The following is a 15124-nucleotide window of genomic DNA, read 5'->3' as shown; positions in this document are numbered from 1 at the left end:
GGTCAGGGCGCCTCCCTCGGGGCGAGCGCCGTCAGCACCAGCAGGCTGTCGGGCTCGGCGTGGGGCGAAAGCCGGGCGTAGGGGTTCGCCTCGGTGGGAAAGCCCGTGAAGCGCTTGGAGTTGGACTCGCCCCAGGACGGGTTCGGGAACAACGGAATCGCCGGCGCCGTCTCGGAGAAGCGCCGCTGCACCTGCGCCATCAGCACCTGCTGCTCCTCGCGCGAGTCGGTGACTTCGAAGCGCTCCAGCAGCGCGTCCGTCTCCTTGTCGCCGTAGCGCTGCCAGTTGGCGGGAGCCACCTCGCCCACCGGACGCACCGTCGCGGACGACAGCATCCACTTGTAGAAGGTGTACGGCGTGGGTCCGTCCAGCGACCAGGAGATGGCCAGCTGGAACTCCCCCTTCTGGAGTCGCGCCTGCCACGCGCTGAACTCGTACGTGCGCAGCTGCGCCTGGAGGCCCAGCTTGCGCAAGTCCCGCGCGACGACCTGCCCCGCGCGCACCCAGTCCGACCAGCCGCCCACCACCTCGATGTCCAGCGTCAGCGGGCTGCCGTCCGCCTGGCGGCGCAGCCCGTCGGGCCCCCGCGTGAGCCCCGCCTCGTCCAGGAGTCGCGCGGCCTCCTTCGCGTCGTGGCGCACCCACGCGTCGTCCGCGACGTCCGCGTCCCGCCAGCCGGTGTACGCGTCGTTGAGGCCCGTGGCGTCCGCCGGCCGCGTGTAGCCATACATGGCGATTTCGACCAGCCGCTCCCGGTCCAACGCCATGCTCAGCGCCTTGCGCACGCGCACGTCGTTCAGCGGGGGCTGGGTGGTGTTGGGGTAGAGGAAGACGGTGCTGCCGAAGAGCGGGAACCAGCGCGCGTGGTGCTTCGGGTCCCTGGCGACGAAGGTGCGGTCCACCGCGGGGACGAAGTTGCCCGCCCAGTCCACCTCGCCCTCCACCAGCGCCAGGTTCGCCTGGTCATTGGTGGGGAAGGCCAGGAAGCGCAGCGCCCTGACGGCGGGCTTGCCGGGCTGCCAGTAGTACGGGTTGCGGCTCAGCTCGTACACCTGATTGCGGAAGACACTCACCTGCGTGAACGGACCGGTGGCCACGGGGTTGGGATTCGTGAACGTCACCGGGTCCGCCACCTGCTCCCAGATGTGGCGCGGGACGATGGGCTGCGCGGCCAGGTCCCCGAAGCCGGGGATGAACGTGCGCGAGAACTGGAAGGCCACCGTGTGCGGCCCTTCGGCGCGCACGTCCGCCAGGAAGCGCCACACGCCGCCCGCGTCCAGGGCCGCGTGCTTGCGCAGCAACAGGAAGGTGTAGGCCACGTCCTCGGCGGTGAAGGGCTTTCCGTCGGACCAGCGCACGCCCTCGCGCAGCGTGAAGCGCAGGGTGCGGCGGTCCTCGGACCACGCGTGCCCCGTGGCCAGCCACGGCTGGTAGTCACCCTTGGACGGTGTGTAGAGCTCCAGGCATTCGTAGACGCCCGCGCGCGTGGGCCAGCGAGAGCCCGCGCCCGGGAAGAGCGGGTTGAAGTTGCGCACCCACGCGCTCTGCTGCTCCACGGAGACGAACAGGGTCCCCGGCGGACGCGGACGGGGCTCGTTCGAGCACGCCGCGCACAGAAGCAGGAGGAGGGCGGAGGTGACGAGGCCCGCGGGCCTCATTCCACCCTCGAGTAGGCGCGCACGTAGTCCACCCGCATCTGCTGGGGGAACTGCGTGGTGCCGTCCACCGGGCCCACGAAGCCGCCTCCCACCGCGACGTTGAGGATGAGAAAGTGCGGATGGTCGAACACCCAGCGGGCGTTGCCCGGCAGGTCCCGGGGTGTCACCTCCATGAAGGCGATGTCATCCACGAACCAGCGGATGCGGTCGGGGTCCCACTCCACCGCGAAGACGTGGAAGTCCTCGTAGAGCCTGCCGCCCGCGACGACGTGCTCCTGGCCCACGTTCTCCCCGCCCGAATACCCCGGTCCGTGCAGCGAGCCCCGGACGATGGCGGGCAGCTGGCCCCGGTGCTCCATGATGTCGATTTCGCCGCACGTGGGCCAACCCACCTGGTTGAAGTTCGCGCCCAGCATCCAGAAGGCGGGCCAGATGCCCTTGCCCGTGGGCAGCTGGATGCGCGCCTCGAAGCGCCCGTAGGTCCGCTCGAACTTGCCGCGCGTGGTGAGGCGCGCGGAGGTGTAGTCGTTGCCCTGGTAGCGCTCGCGCCGCGCGGTGATGACCAGGCGCCCCTCGCCGTCCAGCGACGCGTTCTCCGGCCGCGCGGTGTTGTGCTCGTACTGGCCGTTGCCCCAGCCGTCTCCTCCGACGTCCGCGCTCCACCGCTCGGTGGAAGGTGGCGTGCCCGCCGGTCCGTCGAACTCGTCCTGCCACACCAGCTTCCAATCCTGATGCGAGGGCTGGACGGTGGTGGGGGGCGGGTCGGTGCGTCCTGAGCGGGCCGGGTCACAGGCCATGCATCCCAGGAGCGCGAACCACGGGAGGAGTCGGCTGGGCGTCATGCGGTTTTTCCGACGTGTTGGAGGGGAAATAACGTGCGGTCCCGGAGGGCCGCCTGGAGCACGAGTGTGGCCGCGCCCACCGCGATGGACTTGTCGCCCAGCGCGGACGTGACGATGCGCGTCTCCGCCATGGACGTGGACAGCGCGCGCTTGCGCACCGACGCCCGCAACGGGTCCAACAAGAGGTCGCCCACGGAGGAGATTTCCCCGCCGAGCACGACGATGGCGGGGTTGAGCAGGTTGAGCAGGCCCGCGACGGCGACGCCCAGGTACTGGCCCAGCCCATCGATGATTTGCCGCGCCGCCGGGTCGCCCGCGCGCGCGCCTTCGACAATCTCGCGAATCGTCGGAGCCTTGCGGCCCTTGGTGCCCATCAGCTCCCGCGCGCGCTCCACCAGCGCCCCGGAGCCGATGAGGGTGACGAGGCAGCCGCGCAGTCCGCACAGGCACGGGGGCCCCGCGGAGTCGACGGCGATGTGGCCAATCTCTCCGGCCGTGCCTCCGGCGCCGCGGTACACGTCGCCGTGGATGATGTGGCCGGAGCCGATGCCCGTGGCCAGCTTGATGTACGTCAGGTCCTCGCCGCTGGTGCCCGCGCCCCAGTAGCACTCCGACAGCGCGCCGAGGTTCGCGTCGTTGTCCACGAACACCGGCAGGTCGAACGTGGTGCTCAATGCCTCCCGCACGTCGTAGCCGCGCCACGCCGGCAGGATGAGCGGGGACATCTTCCCGGGCGCGGACGGGTGCACCGGGCTGGGCGCGGCCACGCCCAGACCCACGACGGAGCGCCGGGGAACGCGCTCGGCGTCCAGGCACTCCTGCACCAATGTCCGCACCGTCTTCAGTGTGCCCTCCGGGTCGTTGCGAACCTGCTGTGCGGCGCTGCGGTGGGTGCGCACCCGGCCCCGCAGGTCCGTGAGCACCACGGTGACGTGGGTGGCGCCCATCTCCACGCCGAGGATGCTGAAGGCGTCATCCCGGAAGCCGATGAGGGTGGGGCGACGGCCGCCTCGGGAGACGCCGGCGCCGATGCTGCGCACCAGCCCCGAGTGCTCCAGGTCCGCGACGATGGCCGACACGGTGGACGGGCTCAGCTCCGTCCTCCGGGCAATCTCCGCCCGGGAAATCTGGCGCTCGCGCCAGATCATGTTGAGCAGCAGGCTGCTGTTCTGCGCCCGCATGCCCGCCGCGTCGACCGTCAGTGCCGCCGTTCCCACTTTCATCGTCCCCTTACGCTCCATTCCGCCGCGCGGAAGGCGCGGTGGGTGTCATCTCCACTGGATGTCGTCGACGTAGAAGACGACCGGGGTCGGCTTGCCCCCCGCTACCCAGCCGAAACCACCCACCACCTTCCGGTATCGGACGCGGCTGACGTCGATTGTGTACTCCTTTGGCTCCGCCGTGAGCGTCTGGTCTCCGGTATCGAGGCTGAAGCCGTCGGCCGTGGTACTCAGACCCACCAGGAACTTGACGACCTCTCCTCCCGTGGCCCCCCACGCATAGAAGGACAGGACGGACGCGCCCTCGGGGACCTCGAAGCCGGGCAGGTCACCCCAATTGCTCTCGGGGTACTGCCACCACACGCCGCCCCAGTTGCCGCCGCCCGCCGTATAGGTGAACTTGTGGCAGTCGCCCTTGCCCGTGCCCGGCCGCGTCGCGGCGCACTCGGGCGCGGAGACGATGCCGCCCGACGCGCCGTCGCCCATGTAGCCGCTGGGCGCCCACGTCCCGTCCACCGTCAGGGGCAGCACCGTGGTGGGGCCCGCGTCAGGAGGCCCCGCGTCCGGCTCGCCCGCGTCCGGAGTCCCGGAGTCTGGCGGACCCGCGTCCGGCACCCCCGAGTCCACGGGCCCCGCGTCCGGCTGTCCTGAGTCCGGAGTTCCCGAGTCGGGCTTCGTCCCCGCGTCAGTCTGGGGGTCGGGCGTCTTGTCATCCTCCTCCGGGTCACATGCACCGAGCAGGCTCATCGTGGCGAGCAACCCCGCCGCGGCACACGTCCAGGCGAAACGCTTGTGTTGCATGGGCTTCCCCTCCCTGCTGGAAAACTTCGTTCGCACTGCGAAGAAACCAGACGACGCAAGGAACCGACGCTCGCGTGGTGCGATGCGTCAAGAAAGGCGCTCTGCTTCAGAGGAGAGTGAGGTGAATCACGCCGTGCCCATCCGCCCACACCCCCGGGGCTCACCGTCACTCCGTCACGAACCGTGCTTCATTCGTTCGAGTGACGAAGAAAGTACCAGCGACGTTGGTTGGATTGCAAGCCGCCGCGTGACAGGGCCTTGACGCCAAACCCAGACACGGCGCCGCACGCGGCCCGTCCCATTGCCTGACGCGTCGCGGCGACGGTGACGTGAGAGGGATAAGGGGGCACGAGGGGCGCCTCGAGCCCGCCGAGTGGGGCCACGCGCGGCGAGAACGCCGCCTGGAGGGGCGCTCGAAACTTTGTTCGGACGGCGAACAAAGTTCAGGGTGGGAGGTGCCGGGTCACCCAGGTGGGGCGCTGGACGGGGTGAGGCTCACGTCCGGCTCCGAGTGGAATGACGACAGCGGCTGCCACCATAGCGTGGGCCCGCCGCCTTGAACAGTTTCATCCAGCGCGAGAAGGAAGGGCTCCGCGCCCTCGGCTGGCGGGCGCGTCATGGAGAGGGCCAGGAGCGCGCCGGCCCGCGTCACCAGGCTGGTCGTGTCGATGCACCGGGTTGAACAGCGCCAGGTCCGCGCGGGACCTCCGAGGGGATTGGAATCCGGAGGTGCGCCGCCTGTTGTGAGGCTTCATGCGAGAGCTGAGTCGGCGTTCCGTCGTGCTGGGGCTGGGGTCCTGCGCCGTGAGTGTGGTGGCTTGCACCTGCGCGGTCCCAGCGGAAGCCGTCCCCGTGGCGCCCCGCGTCAGGGCCCAGCTCTACGCCTGCGAGGGATGTGAAGCCGTCGCGGAGCGGGTGCCAGAGCGGCTGGTTCCCACCGTTCGGCTGGCGAGCGCCGAGGAGCCCGGAGAGCGGATGACGCTGACGGGACGGGTGTTGAGCGCGCAGTCACGCGAGCCCGTCGCGGGTGTCGTCATCTACGCGCATCACACCAACGCGGCCGGGCTCTATGCGAATGGTACGCGGGAGTCCGAGTGGAGCCGTCGCCATGGTCGGTTGCGCGGGTGGGCGAGGACGGGTGGAGACGGCGTCTATACGTTCGAAACCATCAAGCCCGCGCCCTATCCGAACGACACCCTGCCGGCGCACGTACACCTGTTCATTGGCGAGCCGGGGCGGCCCGCGTACCACGTCGATGACGTCGTGTTCGACGGCGAGTTTGGCGTGACGCCGCGCTACCGCGAGAAGCAGGAGCTTCGCGGTGGAAGTGGCATCGTGAAGCTGTCGCGCACGGCCTCTGGCGTGTGGCTCGCGCGCCGGGACATCGTCCTGGAGCGTCACCCCTGAGGCGCGTGCGCGGGGTGCTCAGAACGGCGCCAGGCGGAAGGCTTCCATGAGGAGCGGCAGGGGGCGCGCGCTCCACAGCACGGCCCACTGTCGTTCGTTCACGCCTCGCATGTAGACATCGCCCAGGTACAGCGCGACGGCGGCGCGGGCCTCCAGGTCGATGAGGAGCGCGCCCGGCTCACCCGCCACCGAGAAGTGCCGGTCATCCGTGGCCGTGACGAGCACTTCTTGTCCGTCCTCGCCCACGGAGATGATGCGGCCGCGATGCAGGCCTCCCCGGGAGGAGTACTTCATCACGGTGCTGCCCACGCGGGGCGCCGCCACCCGGGGCACCCAGGACACGGGTGGGTACTCGCCCGTGCCACGCTCCGCCGGGTCCAGGGGCGCGGCGATGCAGGCGTCGAGCAGGCCCGAGGGGCTCCACTGCCTGGCTTCCGTGGCCATCACCTGGGCGACCCGGGTCTGGGTGATGACGTGGCGGAGCCAGCGCCCCTCGGGACGGCGGTCCACGATGCCGTCCTCTCCCCGCGAATACGGTGGAGGTTGTGGCACCAGTCCTCCTCCCATCGTGAGGCCGCCGGGCGCCGGTGGGAGGACGGGTGGTCCCAGCCGGTGCTCCACGGTGAGCAGCACGGGGTCGCCGGATTCACGCAGGCGGAACCAGCCTCCGAGGGAGGTCTCGTAGGGGCTGCCCTCCTCACTCAGCGGCTCTCCGGCGATGAGCCGGGGGCCTTTGCCGTGGCCGTGCGTGCTCATGGTCGGGCGAGACTCCAGAGGGAAGACCTGGCGTGGCTACAGCTCGCTCAGGCCAGGGTCGAACAGGGCGGTGAGCGTGACGAGGAACTCGTGGGAGAACACGGGCATGGGCGCGTGGCCGCCATTGTACGGCTGGGCGATGCGGAAGTTCTCGGCGAGCAGGCTGTCCCTGCCACCCCACCGCGACCCTCGGGCCACGGACGTGGGTGGGGCAGGACGGCGCAGGCACCTTGAAGCCCGTGTGTCCTTCGCGACGGAGTCCCCGGTGCGCGTGTAAGGGCTGTTCAGTAGGGCCGCAGGTGAAAGGCCTTCATCAGGAGCGGCAGTGGACGGGCCCGCCACAACACGGCCCACTGACGCTCCTTTACGTAGCGCATGTAGACCTCACCCACGTGCAGCCCGATGGCGGCACGGGCCTCCACGTCGATGAGGAGCGCGCCCGAGTCGCCTTCCACCGCGAAGGGCTGCTCACTGGTGGAGGTGACGAGCACCTCGTCTCCAGACTCGCTCACGCAGAGGATGCGGCCGTGACGCAGTCCGCCCCGCCGGGTGAACTTGAGCACGGTGCTGCCCTCGCGAGGCTCCGCGACGCGGGGCACCCAGGGCAGCGGCGGGTACTCGTCCGAGCCGAGCGACGGGGCCACGGGCGCGGCGATGCAGGCGTCGAGCGGACCCTGGTGTCCCGTCTCGGGTCGGACTCCCGAGGCCAGCACCCTGGCGACGCGCTCGCCCGACGTGGCGTGGCACAGCCAGCGCCCCTCGGGACGGCGGTTCACGATGGCGTCTTCCCCCTGCCAGCGCAGGCGCGGCGGCGGGCCTCCTACCGCGAGGCACGCGGACGCGGCCCTGATGGGGTCCGGCGTCAACAGGTGCTCCACGGTGAGCAGCACGGGGGCGCCGGACTCACTCAGGCGGAACCACCCGCCGAGCGTCGCCTGGAGGTAGCTGCCCTCTTCACATAACGGCTCGCCGGAGAGCAGCCGTCGGCCTTCGTTGTCCGCGTGGGTGCTCATGCCTGGGTGAGATTGGTGAAGTCGCAGGCGGCGGGAAGGCATGAGACCGGCGCGGCGTTCGCGGGGGCCAGGTGGATGACGCGCTCGTGGGGATTCGAGTGCTCCAGGGTGCCCACCCCCGCGCCGTCGTCCGCGAGGTAGGCGGTGCGCCCATTGGCCTTCAGCTTGACGGTCCTCACCACCCCCGACACCGGGAGGGTGATGTCGTAGGAGTCGTCGTCGGTGACGCCCGCAACGGCATACAGGCCATTATAGGCATACGTGCCTCCGACGTGGTTGCCGTCGGTGATGGTGACCGTGCCCGCGCCCAGGTCGTGGTTCACCGCGTGGGTCACCGTGCAGGAGGTGCCGTCATCATCCAGGGTGATGGCCACGGGGCCCGCCCCCATGCCGGTGTCCGCCATTCCGGCGACGCCGAGGTGGACGGCGCCGGTGGTGATGGCCAACTCGTAGCTCGTCTCATCGATGACCTGAGCGGTCTGGTGGTGCCCGTTCAGCGCCGCGATTCCCATCACGCTGAGGGTGACGCCATGCCTGGGGGTTCCCTGGGCGGGAGCCGCCGGTCCGGCGATGGCCAGCGGGGTTCGCGTCACCTGCGAGGTGATGTTCTGGACCGCGGCGGCGGGAGCGCCCAGGGGCAGGGCATAGTGGTTGGAGTCCACCACGGTGGCGGCATGCGCCGCGTTCAGCGCGATGACCGCGGCGCCGTTGATGGTGACGATGGGCGCGCCCTTGAGGCCATGGTTGGGGTGACGCGCCACCGCCTGGTTGCCCATGTGGTCCACCACCGTCACCGGGACGAAGAGGTCCACCTCCTCCTTGCGATAGACCTTCTCGTTGCGCGGAAGCGTGCGCAGCGAGGGGGTGCCGCCCACGTTCGCGAGCGTGCGCTCGCCGTCGTGGAAGTGGCCGGTGGAGCCCACCAACTCCACCTGGGCCGTGCCCCAGAAGCCGTCGGCTTGCGTCTGGCGCAGGAGGCTTTCGGTGGGGGCCTTGTCCAGCAGCGTGACGTTGTTGCCGGCGACCTGCCCGGTGACTTCCGCCGCCGCACCCTGGGACACGTCCAGGAGGGACCAGTCCGCGTCCAGGTTCCGGGCGACAGGGTGGGCGCCGTCGTAGGCGGGCACGCTGGCGCCCTGGAGCTTCACCATTCGCAGCCCTCGTCCATGGTTCGCGTGGGTGACGACACTTCCCGTGAGGTCCGCGTCCAGGACGACATCCACCCCGCCCAGCTTCGCCGTCGCATGCACGTTCACCGGGCTCGTCTTGTCCGTGCGGTAGGTGTTCGCGTCGACAATCTCGACGACCCGCTGAGGCCCGTCGAGTGATGGGTCCGTGCTCTCCGTGACGACCACCGGACCCAGCCCGCGTCCATGGGCCAGGTGGGTGACGATGGTGTCGGTGCCGTCATCGTCCAGCGTCACCGCCGTGCCGTCCACCTGGGCGGCCTCGCCGTTGGCCACCGCGCTGGTGAAGCGCAGCTTGTAGTGGTCCGCGTCGATGATTTCCGTCACCTCGTGGTCGCCATCCCACGCGCTGGCCGTGGAGCCGTCGACGTGGACGCAGCCCAGCGTGGCGCCCTGGCCGGGGTGGTGAAGCAGGCACTGGCCCTCGGGGAAGTCCATCAGCGTCACGCGCACGCCCACGCTCGGCAGCGTGTGCACGTGGTTCGTTCCCGCGCTGGCATCCAGCCGGTAGTGATGGGCGTCGACGACGGTGGCGTTGCGCGCGCCATCCAGGAGTGCCACGCCCGTGCCACGCAGCCTCACCTGCTTCGTCCCCACGAGCCCATGGGCCGGGTGGTGCACCAGGCATTCGCCCGCGGGGAAGGTGAGCAACTCGGTGGCCTCGACGACGGGAGCGCCGCCGCCCGGGGGCATGGAGGTCCCCGTGGCGCGTGGCCCCACGCCGAGCACGGGCTCCGGGACGGGCTTCGCGGCCACGGGATGTTGGGACGCGGGCGGCTTCTGGCAATGCACGAGTTGGAGCGGCAGCGGGCCTCCGTTCGTGTGGACCACCTGCACGGACGCGCGGGCCTGTCGCTCCGCTTCCTGGCTGGCCAGGATGGCGGGCTGCCGCAGCCGCTGCACGATGCCGTTGATGAGGCGAGAGGCCGCGCTGCGATTGGGCTCGCCGCGCGCCGCGAGAATCGCGTCGCGGAGGGCCATCTTGGTCGCCGCCGTGGGATGGAGGTTCACGAAGGCCGCGCCCGTCATTTCCGTCTCGGCCTCGTCCGCCACGTCGGCCGCGGAGTTGCCGGTCACCTTGCTCGCGGCCTCCGCCGCGCCCCCGACGAGCGTCGCCGCCTGGGCCTGGGCGTAGCAGTGGGAGACACGCGCGGCGGCCTGCTCATACGCCGTGGTGGCCGCCTGGATGTTCGTCGCGGCGAGCCCTACGGGCGGCGTCCCGGGTCCCCTCCAGCCCAGCAGGCAGTGGCGACGCTGGCCCACCACGCCGTTGAGCTCCATGCGCATGGGGGAGGAGTCATTCTTGTGATGGCATTGATCGACGGTGTAGTAGCCGGCGACGCCAGGGACGGGCTGCAGCCGCATCTGCGTCAGCGCCGCGGGGAAGCCGCCACCGTCGTACTTGCGCAGGCGGACCTGGATGCCGGGTGTGCGCGCGGGGCCCGGGTCCACGACCAGCGCGTCGCCGGTGGGCACCGCGATGAGCGTCACGGTGACGCCCGCGGTGGCGACCTTGTTCACGGTGGGCGTCGCCGTGGCGTTGGTGGACAGGGGCCAGATGTAGTGGTCCTCGTCCAGCACGGTGACAGGGTTCAGGCCCACGCCGTTCAGGTTGACCTGGGGCGCGCCGTGGGCGTCCAGGCCGTGCCGCTCGTGGCGGACGAGGCAGTGGTTGGCGGGCAGGTGGTAGACGGCGGCTGGCGCTCCATCCAGGGTGCCATCCGCGTCCAACTGGCTGGCCAGGACGGAGAGCGGCGCCGCGACGTAGTTCTTGTCACACCGGTGGATGGCGATGGCCGGGTTGTCGTTGGACGTCCCGGCGATGGCCACGATGTCTCCATCCGAGAGGCCGTGCCCGGGCTTGCGAATGAAGCACCAGGTGTTCGGACCCGCGTCGAAGACGCGCACGGCGCAGGTGGACAGGATGCCCGCTTCGACCCTCGGCGTGCCGTCGCGAGGCACCGGGAAGGTGTAGTGGTCCTCGTCCAGCTTGTGGATGGGGTGCGGCCCCGCGTTGTAGACCGCATGCGCGGCCCCGCTCAGGGTGACGTTGTCGTTGTGTTCCTTTCCATGGCGGGGGTGGACCACGAGGACGTTCGTGTTCGTGTTGATGAGGGTGACGTCGATGTCCTCCGCCGTCTTCTGGACGTAGTGGTAGCCGCGCACGCGGTACATGTCGACGGCTTCGGGGAAGGGGTGTCCCGCGCCGCCGTTCTTCGCGTAGCCGTGCTTGCCGACCTTGTTCTTGAGGCTCCCCGTGAAGAAGATGCCATAGGAGTACACCACCGTGGGCGGCAGGCCGTGCAGCGGCGGCGCGGCGAGCGGGATGTACTTCTCCTCCAGGCCGTCCTTGGCGCCATGGTGGGCCGCGAGGATGCCGACCACCTTGCCGTCCAGGTCTCCCGCGCGACACGAGGCGATGTGCTGGAACATCGCATCGCCAGTGAGCAGGACGTAGCGCTCTTCCGGGAACAGCTCTGGCCGCGTGCCGCCCGCGTCGAGCGCCCGGCGCTGGCCGATGGGCGGCGCGTTGCTGTCGTCCTGCACGCGCACCAGCGCCGCGAGGCCAATCTCGTTCTTGTCGATCTCCCTGTTGTGGTGGCCCGGCCAGTCCGCGCGCAGCACGAAGCCCCAGGGGTATTCCTCGAAGCAGAGCTGGTTGTTGGAGATGACGCGGACGTGGGTCAGCGCGTTGAAGAAGTTCCTGTCACTGGTGACGGGCTTGTTCTCGATGACCAGCCAGGGCAGGTGCATGGCCTGCGGCTTCTCCACCGCGAGCTGCCGGTGGTCCGTGTCGAAGTGCGACAGGATGACCACGGGGTTGCCGGCCATGCAGGGCTGGTAGTTCGTCGGGCGCGTGTACTTGTGGGACTTGTCGTCCCCCAGGCCGAAGTCGAAGTAGGCGAACGGGTGGCCATTCGCGTCGAAGAGGGCGTTGCAGTTGCCCTGACCGATGTCGAACACGCCGACATAGGACACGTGCTGGTTGAGGCTGGTGCTCTGCTGGCCCGTGCTGTCCTCGGGGCGGATGGAATAGATGCGCGCCAGCTCCTTGCCCTGGTCCCCAATCGCCTCCAGCTCCAGCACCCACCAGGTCTGCTCGGGCCCGAACTTCAGCGAGGGGAACTGCCGGTAGCACGACACCTCCAGGGGGCCGTTGTCGACGTCCATGGTGGGACGGGTGGACGAAACCCTGACCCGGAACCAGATGCCTTCCTGGATGTGGAACTTGCTGTTCCCCACGACGACGGTGACGGTGGGGACTCCCGCCTCATGGCGGTAGCCGTCCGCCTGGAACTCCAGCTCCCAGAGGGGCGTCCACCGGTTCTGGCGATGGAACTCCTGTCGCTCCAGCTCCGCGCGCTCGTCGAACCACTCCTCCTCGACGAGGTCCAACCACACCAGGGCGCGCTCCCCTGTGTCATCGGGTTCGTACTTGCTGGCGGTGGCATAGAACCAGCCCTCCGTCTCCTCGGGGCCCTCGTCCTCCTCCATCTCAGGGACGAAGGGGGGCGGTGAAGGGGGGTCGCAGGGGAGGACCACCAGGTCGACGTCCATCGAGGACGACGCCCGCGGAGGGAAGAATGGGTACTCGGGCTCTCCTGTCCGCGCGTATCTGTACCGAGTGCGTTTCTTGTCGTGGATGATGGGGGACTGGGAGTCGTCCCCACTGTCGTCATCACTGTCGTCGTCGCTGTCGTCGCTTTCCGAGCCCGAAGGCGGATCCCAGTTCCCGTGAACGCGCTTCTGTCCACCGTCCAGGGCCTTGGGCCCCTTCAGTCGGGTGGAGGGGCGCCACTCTCCTGGGACGACGGCCTCGGTCTCGGAGTCGCTGTCGTCCGTCAGGTTCGGCTCGTCCTCCAACGGGGGCGGGAAGGTGCCACTCGCGGGGGTCCTCTGCTTGTGGGGCGGCTCTCCATGGGGGGGCTTCGAGGACGAAGGGGCGGGACGAAACGGGGGTCTGGAGCGCGGGTCATCGTCGAAGGTGTCGCTCATCGTCCGGCCCCCTCTCCGGCGGGCACGCCCGCGCCCAACTCGTGGAGCAGGTCCTCAAGCATCGCCTCGCGCTCAGAGGGGAACGTGTCGCGGCCGAAGATGGGCCGCTTTCCTCCGCGCAACCGCAGGTCGAAGCCGTCACCCAGATGCCAGGCGGCCGCCACGAACAGCGCCGCGCCGCGCCGGCTCACCAGCCCATAGGGCCCGGCCTTGCTGACCTGCGTGTGGACGAACCCGGAGAGCTGCTCGGGTGCCATGCGGCGGGCCGCGGGGTAGTGCTCTCGCAGGAAGGCGGCGAGGAGGACCTCGAACCGTCGACGCGACTCCTGTTGGAAGACCTGCTTCTGCTCGTCACGGATGATCAACAAAGGGGTGCCTTATCGAGCCTGAATTCCTGGCCCCCCGCGCAACCGTGCTTCCAGGACTGAGGCGAAACGATAAAGCGTCCCTCACGAGTCCCGCAACGGAGGCGGCGCGTCCTTCCGCCTCGTGTTCCGGTGAAACCCACGAGGTCAGATTGCTCGACCGCTCGTGGGCAACTCCTCTACCGCCGAGGCGGCGTTCCGGTGAAGGCGTTGGCGTGCCCGGGCACCTGGTCGTCCGCCACGCGGAGGCCTGTCTTCACCTGCCTCGTCGCGGAGGACTCGTCGCCGGATGAATCCGTCCGAGACGCCTCCGTACCTTGCTTTCCTCTGATGTCCTGGAAATAATCCTGCGTCACTTCACCGGCGTGGGTGTCTCCGTTGTTGCGGATTCGTGAGTCGCAGATCACCACGTTGCGGCTCTCCGCGGAGGATGCGCGGGTCGAGCAGCGGGTCGGGGACCTTCTCGCGGAGCAGGCTCTTGTCGTGCCCGGGCCTGCTCGTGTGGAGCCGGCGTGGACGCGGGAGCGGCTGCGGCCCGTGGTTCGCCGGGCGGTGGACCGGGGCATCCTCGCGCTCGAGGACGTGCGGCTCTACGTCAGCCTCGCCGAGTCGCTGGGCGCGGACTTCGAGGAGCAACGCCCTCATGCCTGGATGCGAACCTGGTTGGATGACGCGGGCGTCTCGGACCCTGTCGCGCGCCTTCGCAGGGTGGTGAACGAGCGCCGCCGCCGCGAGGACGTGGTCCTCCAGAACCGACGGAAGGAAGAGGCATTTCGCCTCCTCCATGCTCCGCCTGGGACCGACACCTGACCGGAGTCGCACGGGCATGTCGCCGCCGCCCAGGCCGACCCGACACGCACGCCTGAGCGAGGACCCACTGCCATGCCACTCCCCACGTCCGGGACGGATGCCGCCATTGCCCCCTGTCCACTCGAGTCCAGGAAGGGCCAGGTGGAGGTGGTCGTCGTCGATGACCGGGAGGCGCCGCTGTCGGGCGTGGCGCTCGAGCTGACGCGGCTGACAGGGGATGAAGCCCTGCGCACGCGCACGGATGAGCAGGGCGTCGCGCTGTTCGAGGGGTTGGAGGAAGGCCGCTATCGCCTGCGGTTGCTCGACGTGGAGCCCGCGCTGTGGCGGGTGCTCGGCGCGTTGGAGCTGCCACCTCGCGAGGCGGGAGCCAGCGCGAGATGGGGGCCGGCGTCCCAGCCCAAGGCGCTCACCTGGACGTGCGAGGGGACCGAGTCTCTCACGGTCCTCGCCGCGAGGTGGGGAGTGCGCCCATCGCGCCTCGTGGATGCGCGAACGGGACAAGCGCTCGCGTCCGACGTGGCACCCGCGCCGGGCACTCGCGTCGTGGCGCGGCCCTTCGCCCGGGAGTGGGTCACCGTGGAGACAGGTTACCGGCAGGTGGTGCACCGGATTGGCATTCCCCTGGCCCTGGTGCTGGTGCTGCGCGACGGCGCGCACCAACCCCGCGCGCACCAGCCCTATCTGCTGAAGGTGTGGCTGGATGACGAGGAGGAGCTGCCCGCGCAGGAGGGCGTGACGGATGACGAGGGGCGCGTCGTGCAGGTGCTGCCGGAGCGCGCGGTGAGGGGCGAGGTGACGGTGGCGCCCGGTCGCCCCGATGAGCGCCGCCTGACGCTGCGCTTCGTCGCGCTGCGGTCGACGAGCGCGCCGGAGGGGCTGCGGGAGCGCCTGGAGAACCTGGGGTTCTCCTGCGGAGGCGAGCAGGGGGAGTTGGGGCCCAAGACGCGTCTGGCCGTCGAGTGGTTTCAGTACGCGCTCGGGCTGCCTCCGAGCGGTGACGTGGACGAGGCGACCCGCGCCGCGCTGGGCCTGCTTCACCGTTCGTAATCCAGGGAGCCTTTCGCGATGC

Annotated in this window: 12 protein-coding genes; 3 read left to right on the top strand and 9 right to left on the bottom strand. The window is 69.9% G+C overall.

Annotation, left to right across the window (positions count from 1 at the left end; genetic code table 11):
* Positions 1–2: 2 nt before the first annotated feature.
* The 4 genes from HUA78_RS07495 to HUA78_RS07480 are packed head-to-tail and all read right to left on the bottom strand — an operon-like array spanning position 3 to position 4521.
* The gene (locus HUA78_RS07495; RefSeq protein WP_174475961.1) at positions 3–1658 is read right to left on the bottom strand and encodes an ABC transporter substrate-binding protein; all 1656 of its coding nucleotides are present in this window, start codon (positions 1656–1658) and stop codon (positions 3–5) included.
* Positions 1655–2500 (bottom strand): family 16 glycosylhydrolase, encoded by an 846-nt coding sequence (locus HUA78_RS07490; protein ID WP_174454249.1) that lies wholly within the window; start codon positions 2498–2500, stop codon positions 1655–1657. The genes HUA78_RS07495 and HUA78_RS07490 overlap by 4 nt, the downstream gene beginning before the upstream one ends.
* Positions 2497–3723, bottom strand: a complete 1227-nt coding sequence (locus HUA78_RS07485; protein ID WP_174460953.1) for an ROK family transcriptional regulator — start codon at positions 3721–3723, stop codon at positions 2497–2499. The genes HUA78_RS07490 and HUA78_RS07485 overlap by 4 nt, the downstream gene beginning before the upstream one ends.
* Positions 3724–3768: 45 nt before the next feature.
* Positions 3769–4521, bottom strand: a complete 753-nt coding sequence (locus HUA78_RS07480; RefSeq protein WP_174475960.1) for a hypothetical protein — start codon at positions 4519–4521, stop codon at positions 3769–3771.
* 753 nt (positions 4522–5274) lie between these two features.
* Between HUA78_RS07480 and HUA78_RS07475 the strand changes: the two genes are divergently transcribed.
* Entirely contained in the window at positions 5275–5928 is a 654-nt protein-coding gene (locus HUA78_RS07475; RefSeq protein WP_174475959.1) for an intradiol ring-cleavage dioxygenase, read from the top strand.
* An 18-nt stretch (positions 5929–5946) separates the two neighbouring features.
* Here the strand turns inward: HUA78_RS07475 and HUA78_RS07470 are convergent, their stop codons facing one another.
* From HUA78_RS07470 to HUA78_RS07450, 5 genes are all read right to left on the bottom strand, one after another.
* Entirely contained in the window at positions 5947–6684 is a 738-nt protein-coding gene (locus HUA78_RS07470; RefSeq protein WP_174475958.1) for a hypothetical protein, read from the bottom strand.
* A gap of 36 nt (positions 6685–6720) precedes the next feature.
* On the bottom strand, positions 6721–6882 hold the full coding sequence (locus tag HUA78_RS07465; RefSeq protein WP_174475957.1) for a hypothetical protein: 162 nt from the start codon (positions 6880–6882) through the stop codon (positions 6721–6723).
* A gap of 86 nt (positions 6883–6968) precedes the next feature.
* Positions 6969–7697 carry a hypothetical protein gene (locus HUA78_RS07460; protein ID WP_141644436.1) on the bottom strand — a complete coding sequence of 243 codons (729 nt, stop codon included), beginning with the start codon at positions 7695–7697 and terminating at the stop codon, positions 6969–6971.
* Complete coding sequence (locus HUA78_RS07455; RefSeq protein WP_174475956.1) at positions 7694–12880, bottom strand: hypothetical protein; 5187 nt, start codon at positions 12878–12880, stop codon at positions 7694–7696. Before HUA78_RS07455 ends, HUA78_RS07460 begins: the two co-directional genes overlap by 4 nt.
* Positions 12877–13248 carry a hypothetical protein gene (locus tag HUA78_RS07450; protein WP_141649270.1) on the bottom strand — a complete coding sequence of 124 codons (372 nt, stop codon included), beginning with the start codon at positions 13246–13248 and terminating at the stop codon, positions 12877–12879. The genes HUA78_RS07455 and HUA78_RS07450 overlap by 4 nt, the downstream gene beginning before the upstream one ends.
* Before the next feature lie 366 nt (positions 13249–13614).
* Here HUA78_RS07450 and HUA78_RS07445 point away from each other — a divergent pair, with 366 nt between their 5' ends.
* The gene (locus HUA78_RS07445; RefSeq protein WP_371745521.1) at positions 13615–14055 is read left to right on the top strand and encodes a hypothetical protein; all 441 of its coding nucleotides are present in this window, start codon (positions 13615–13617) and stop codon (positions 14053–14055) included.
* Positions 14056–14127: 72 nt separating this feature from the next.
* Entirely contained in the window at positions 14128–15102 is a 975-nt protein-coding gene (locus HUA78_RS07440) for a peptidoglycan-binding protein (RefSeq protein ID WP_217442384.1), read from the top strand.
* The last annotated feature ends 22 nt before the right edge of the window (positions 15103–15124 follow it).

The sequence above is a fragment of the Myxococcus sp. CA033 genome (genome assembly GCF_013336625.1).
GTDB lineage: Bacteria > Myxococcota > Myxococcia > Myxococcales > Myxococcaceae > Myxococcus > Myxococcus llanfairpwllgwyngyllgogerychwyrndrobwllllantysiliogogogochensis.
The sequence above is the reverse complement of the archived record's forward strand: the minus strand, read 5'-3'. Positions and strand labels throughout refer to the sequence as shown.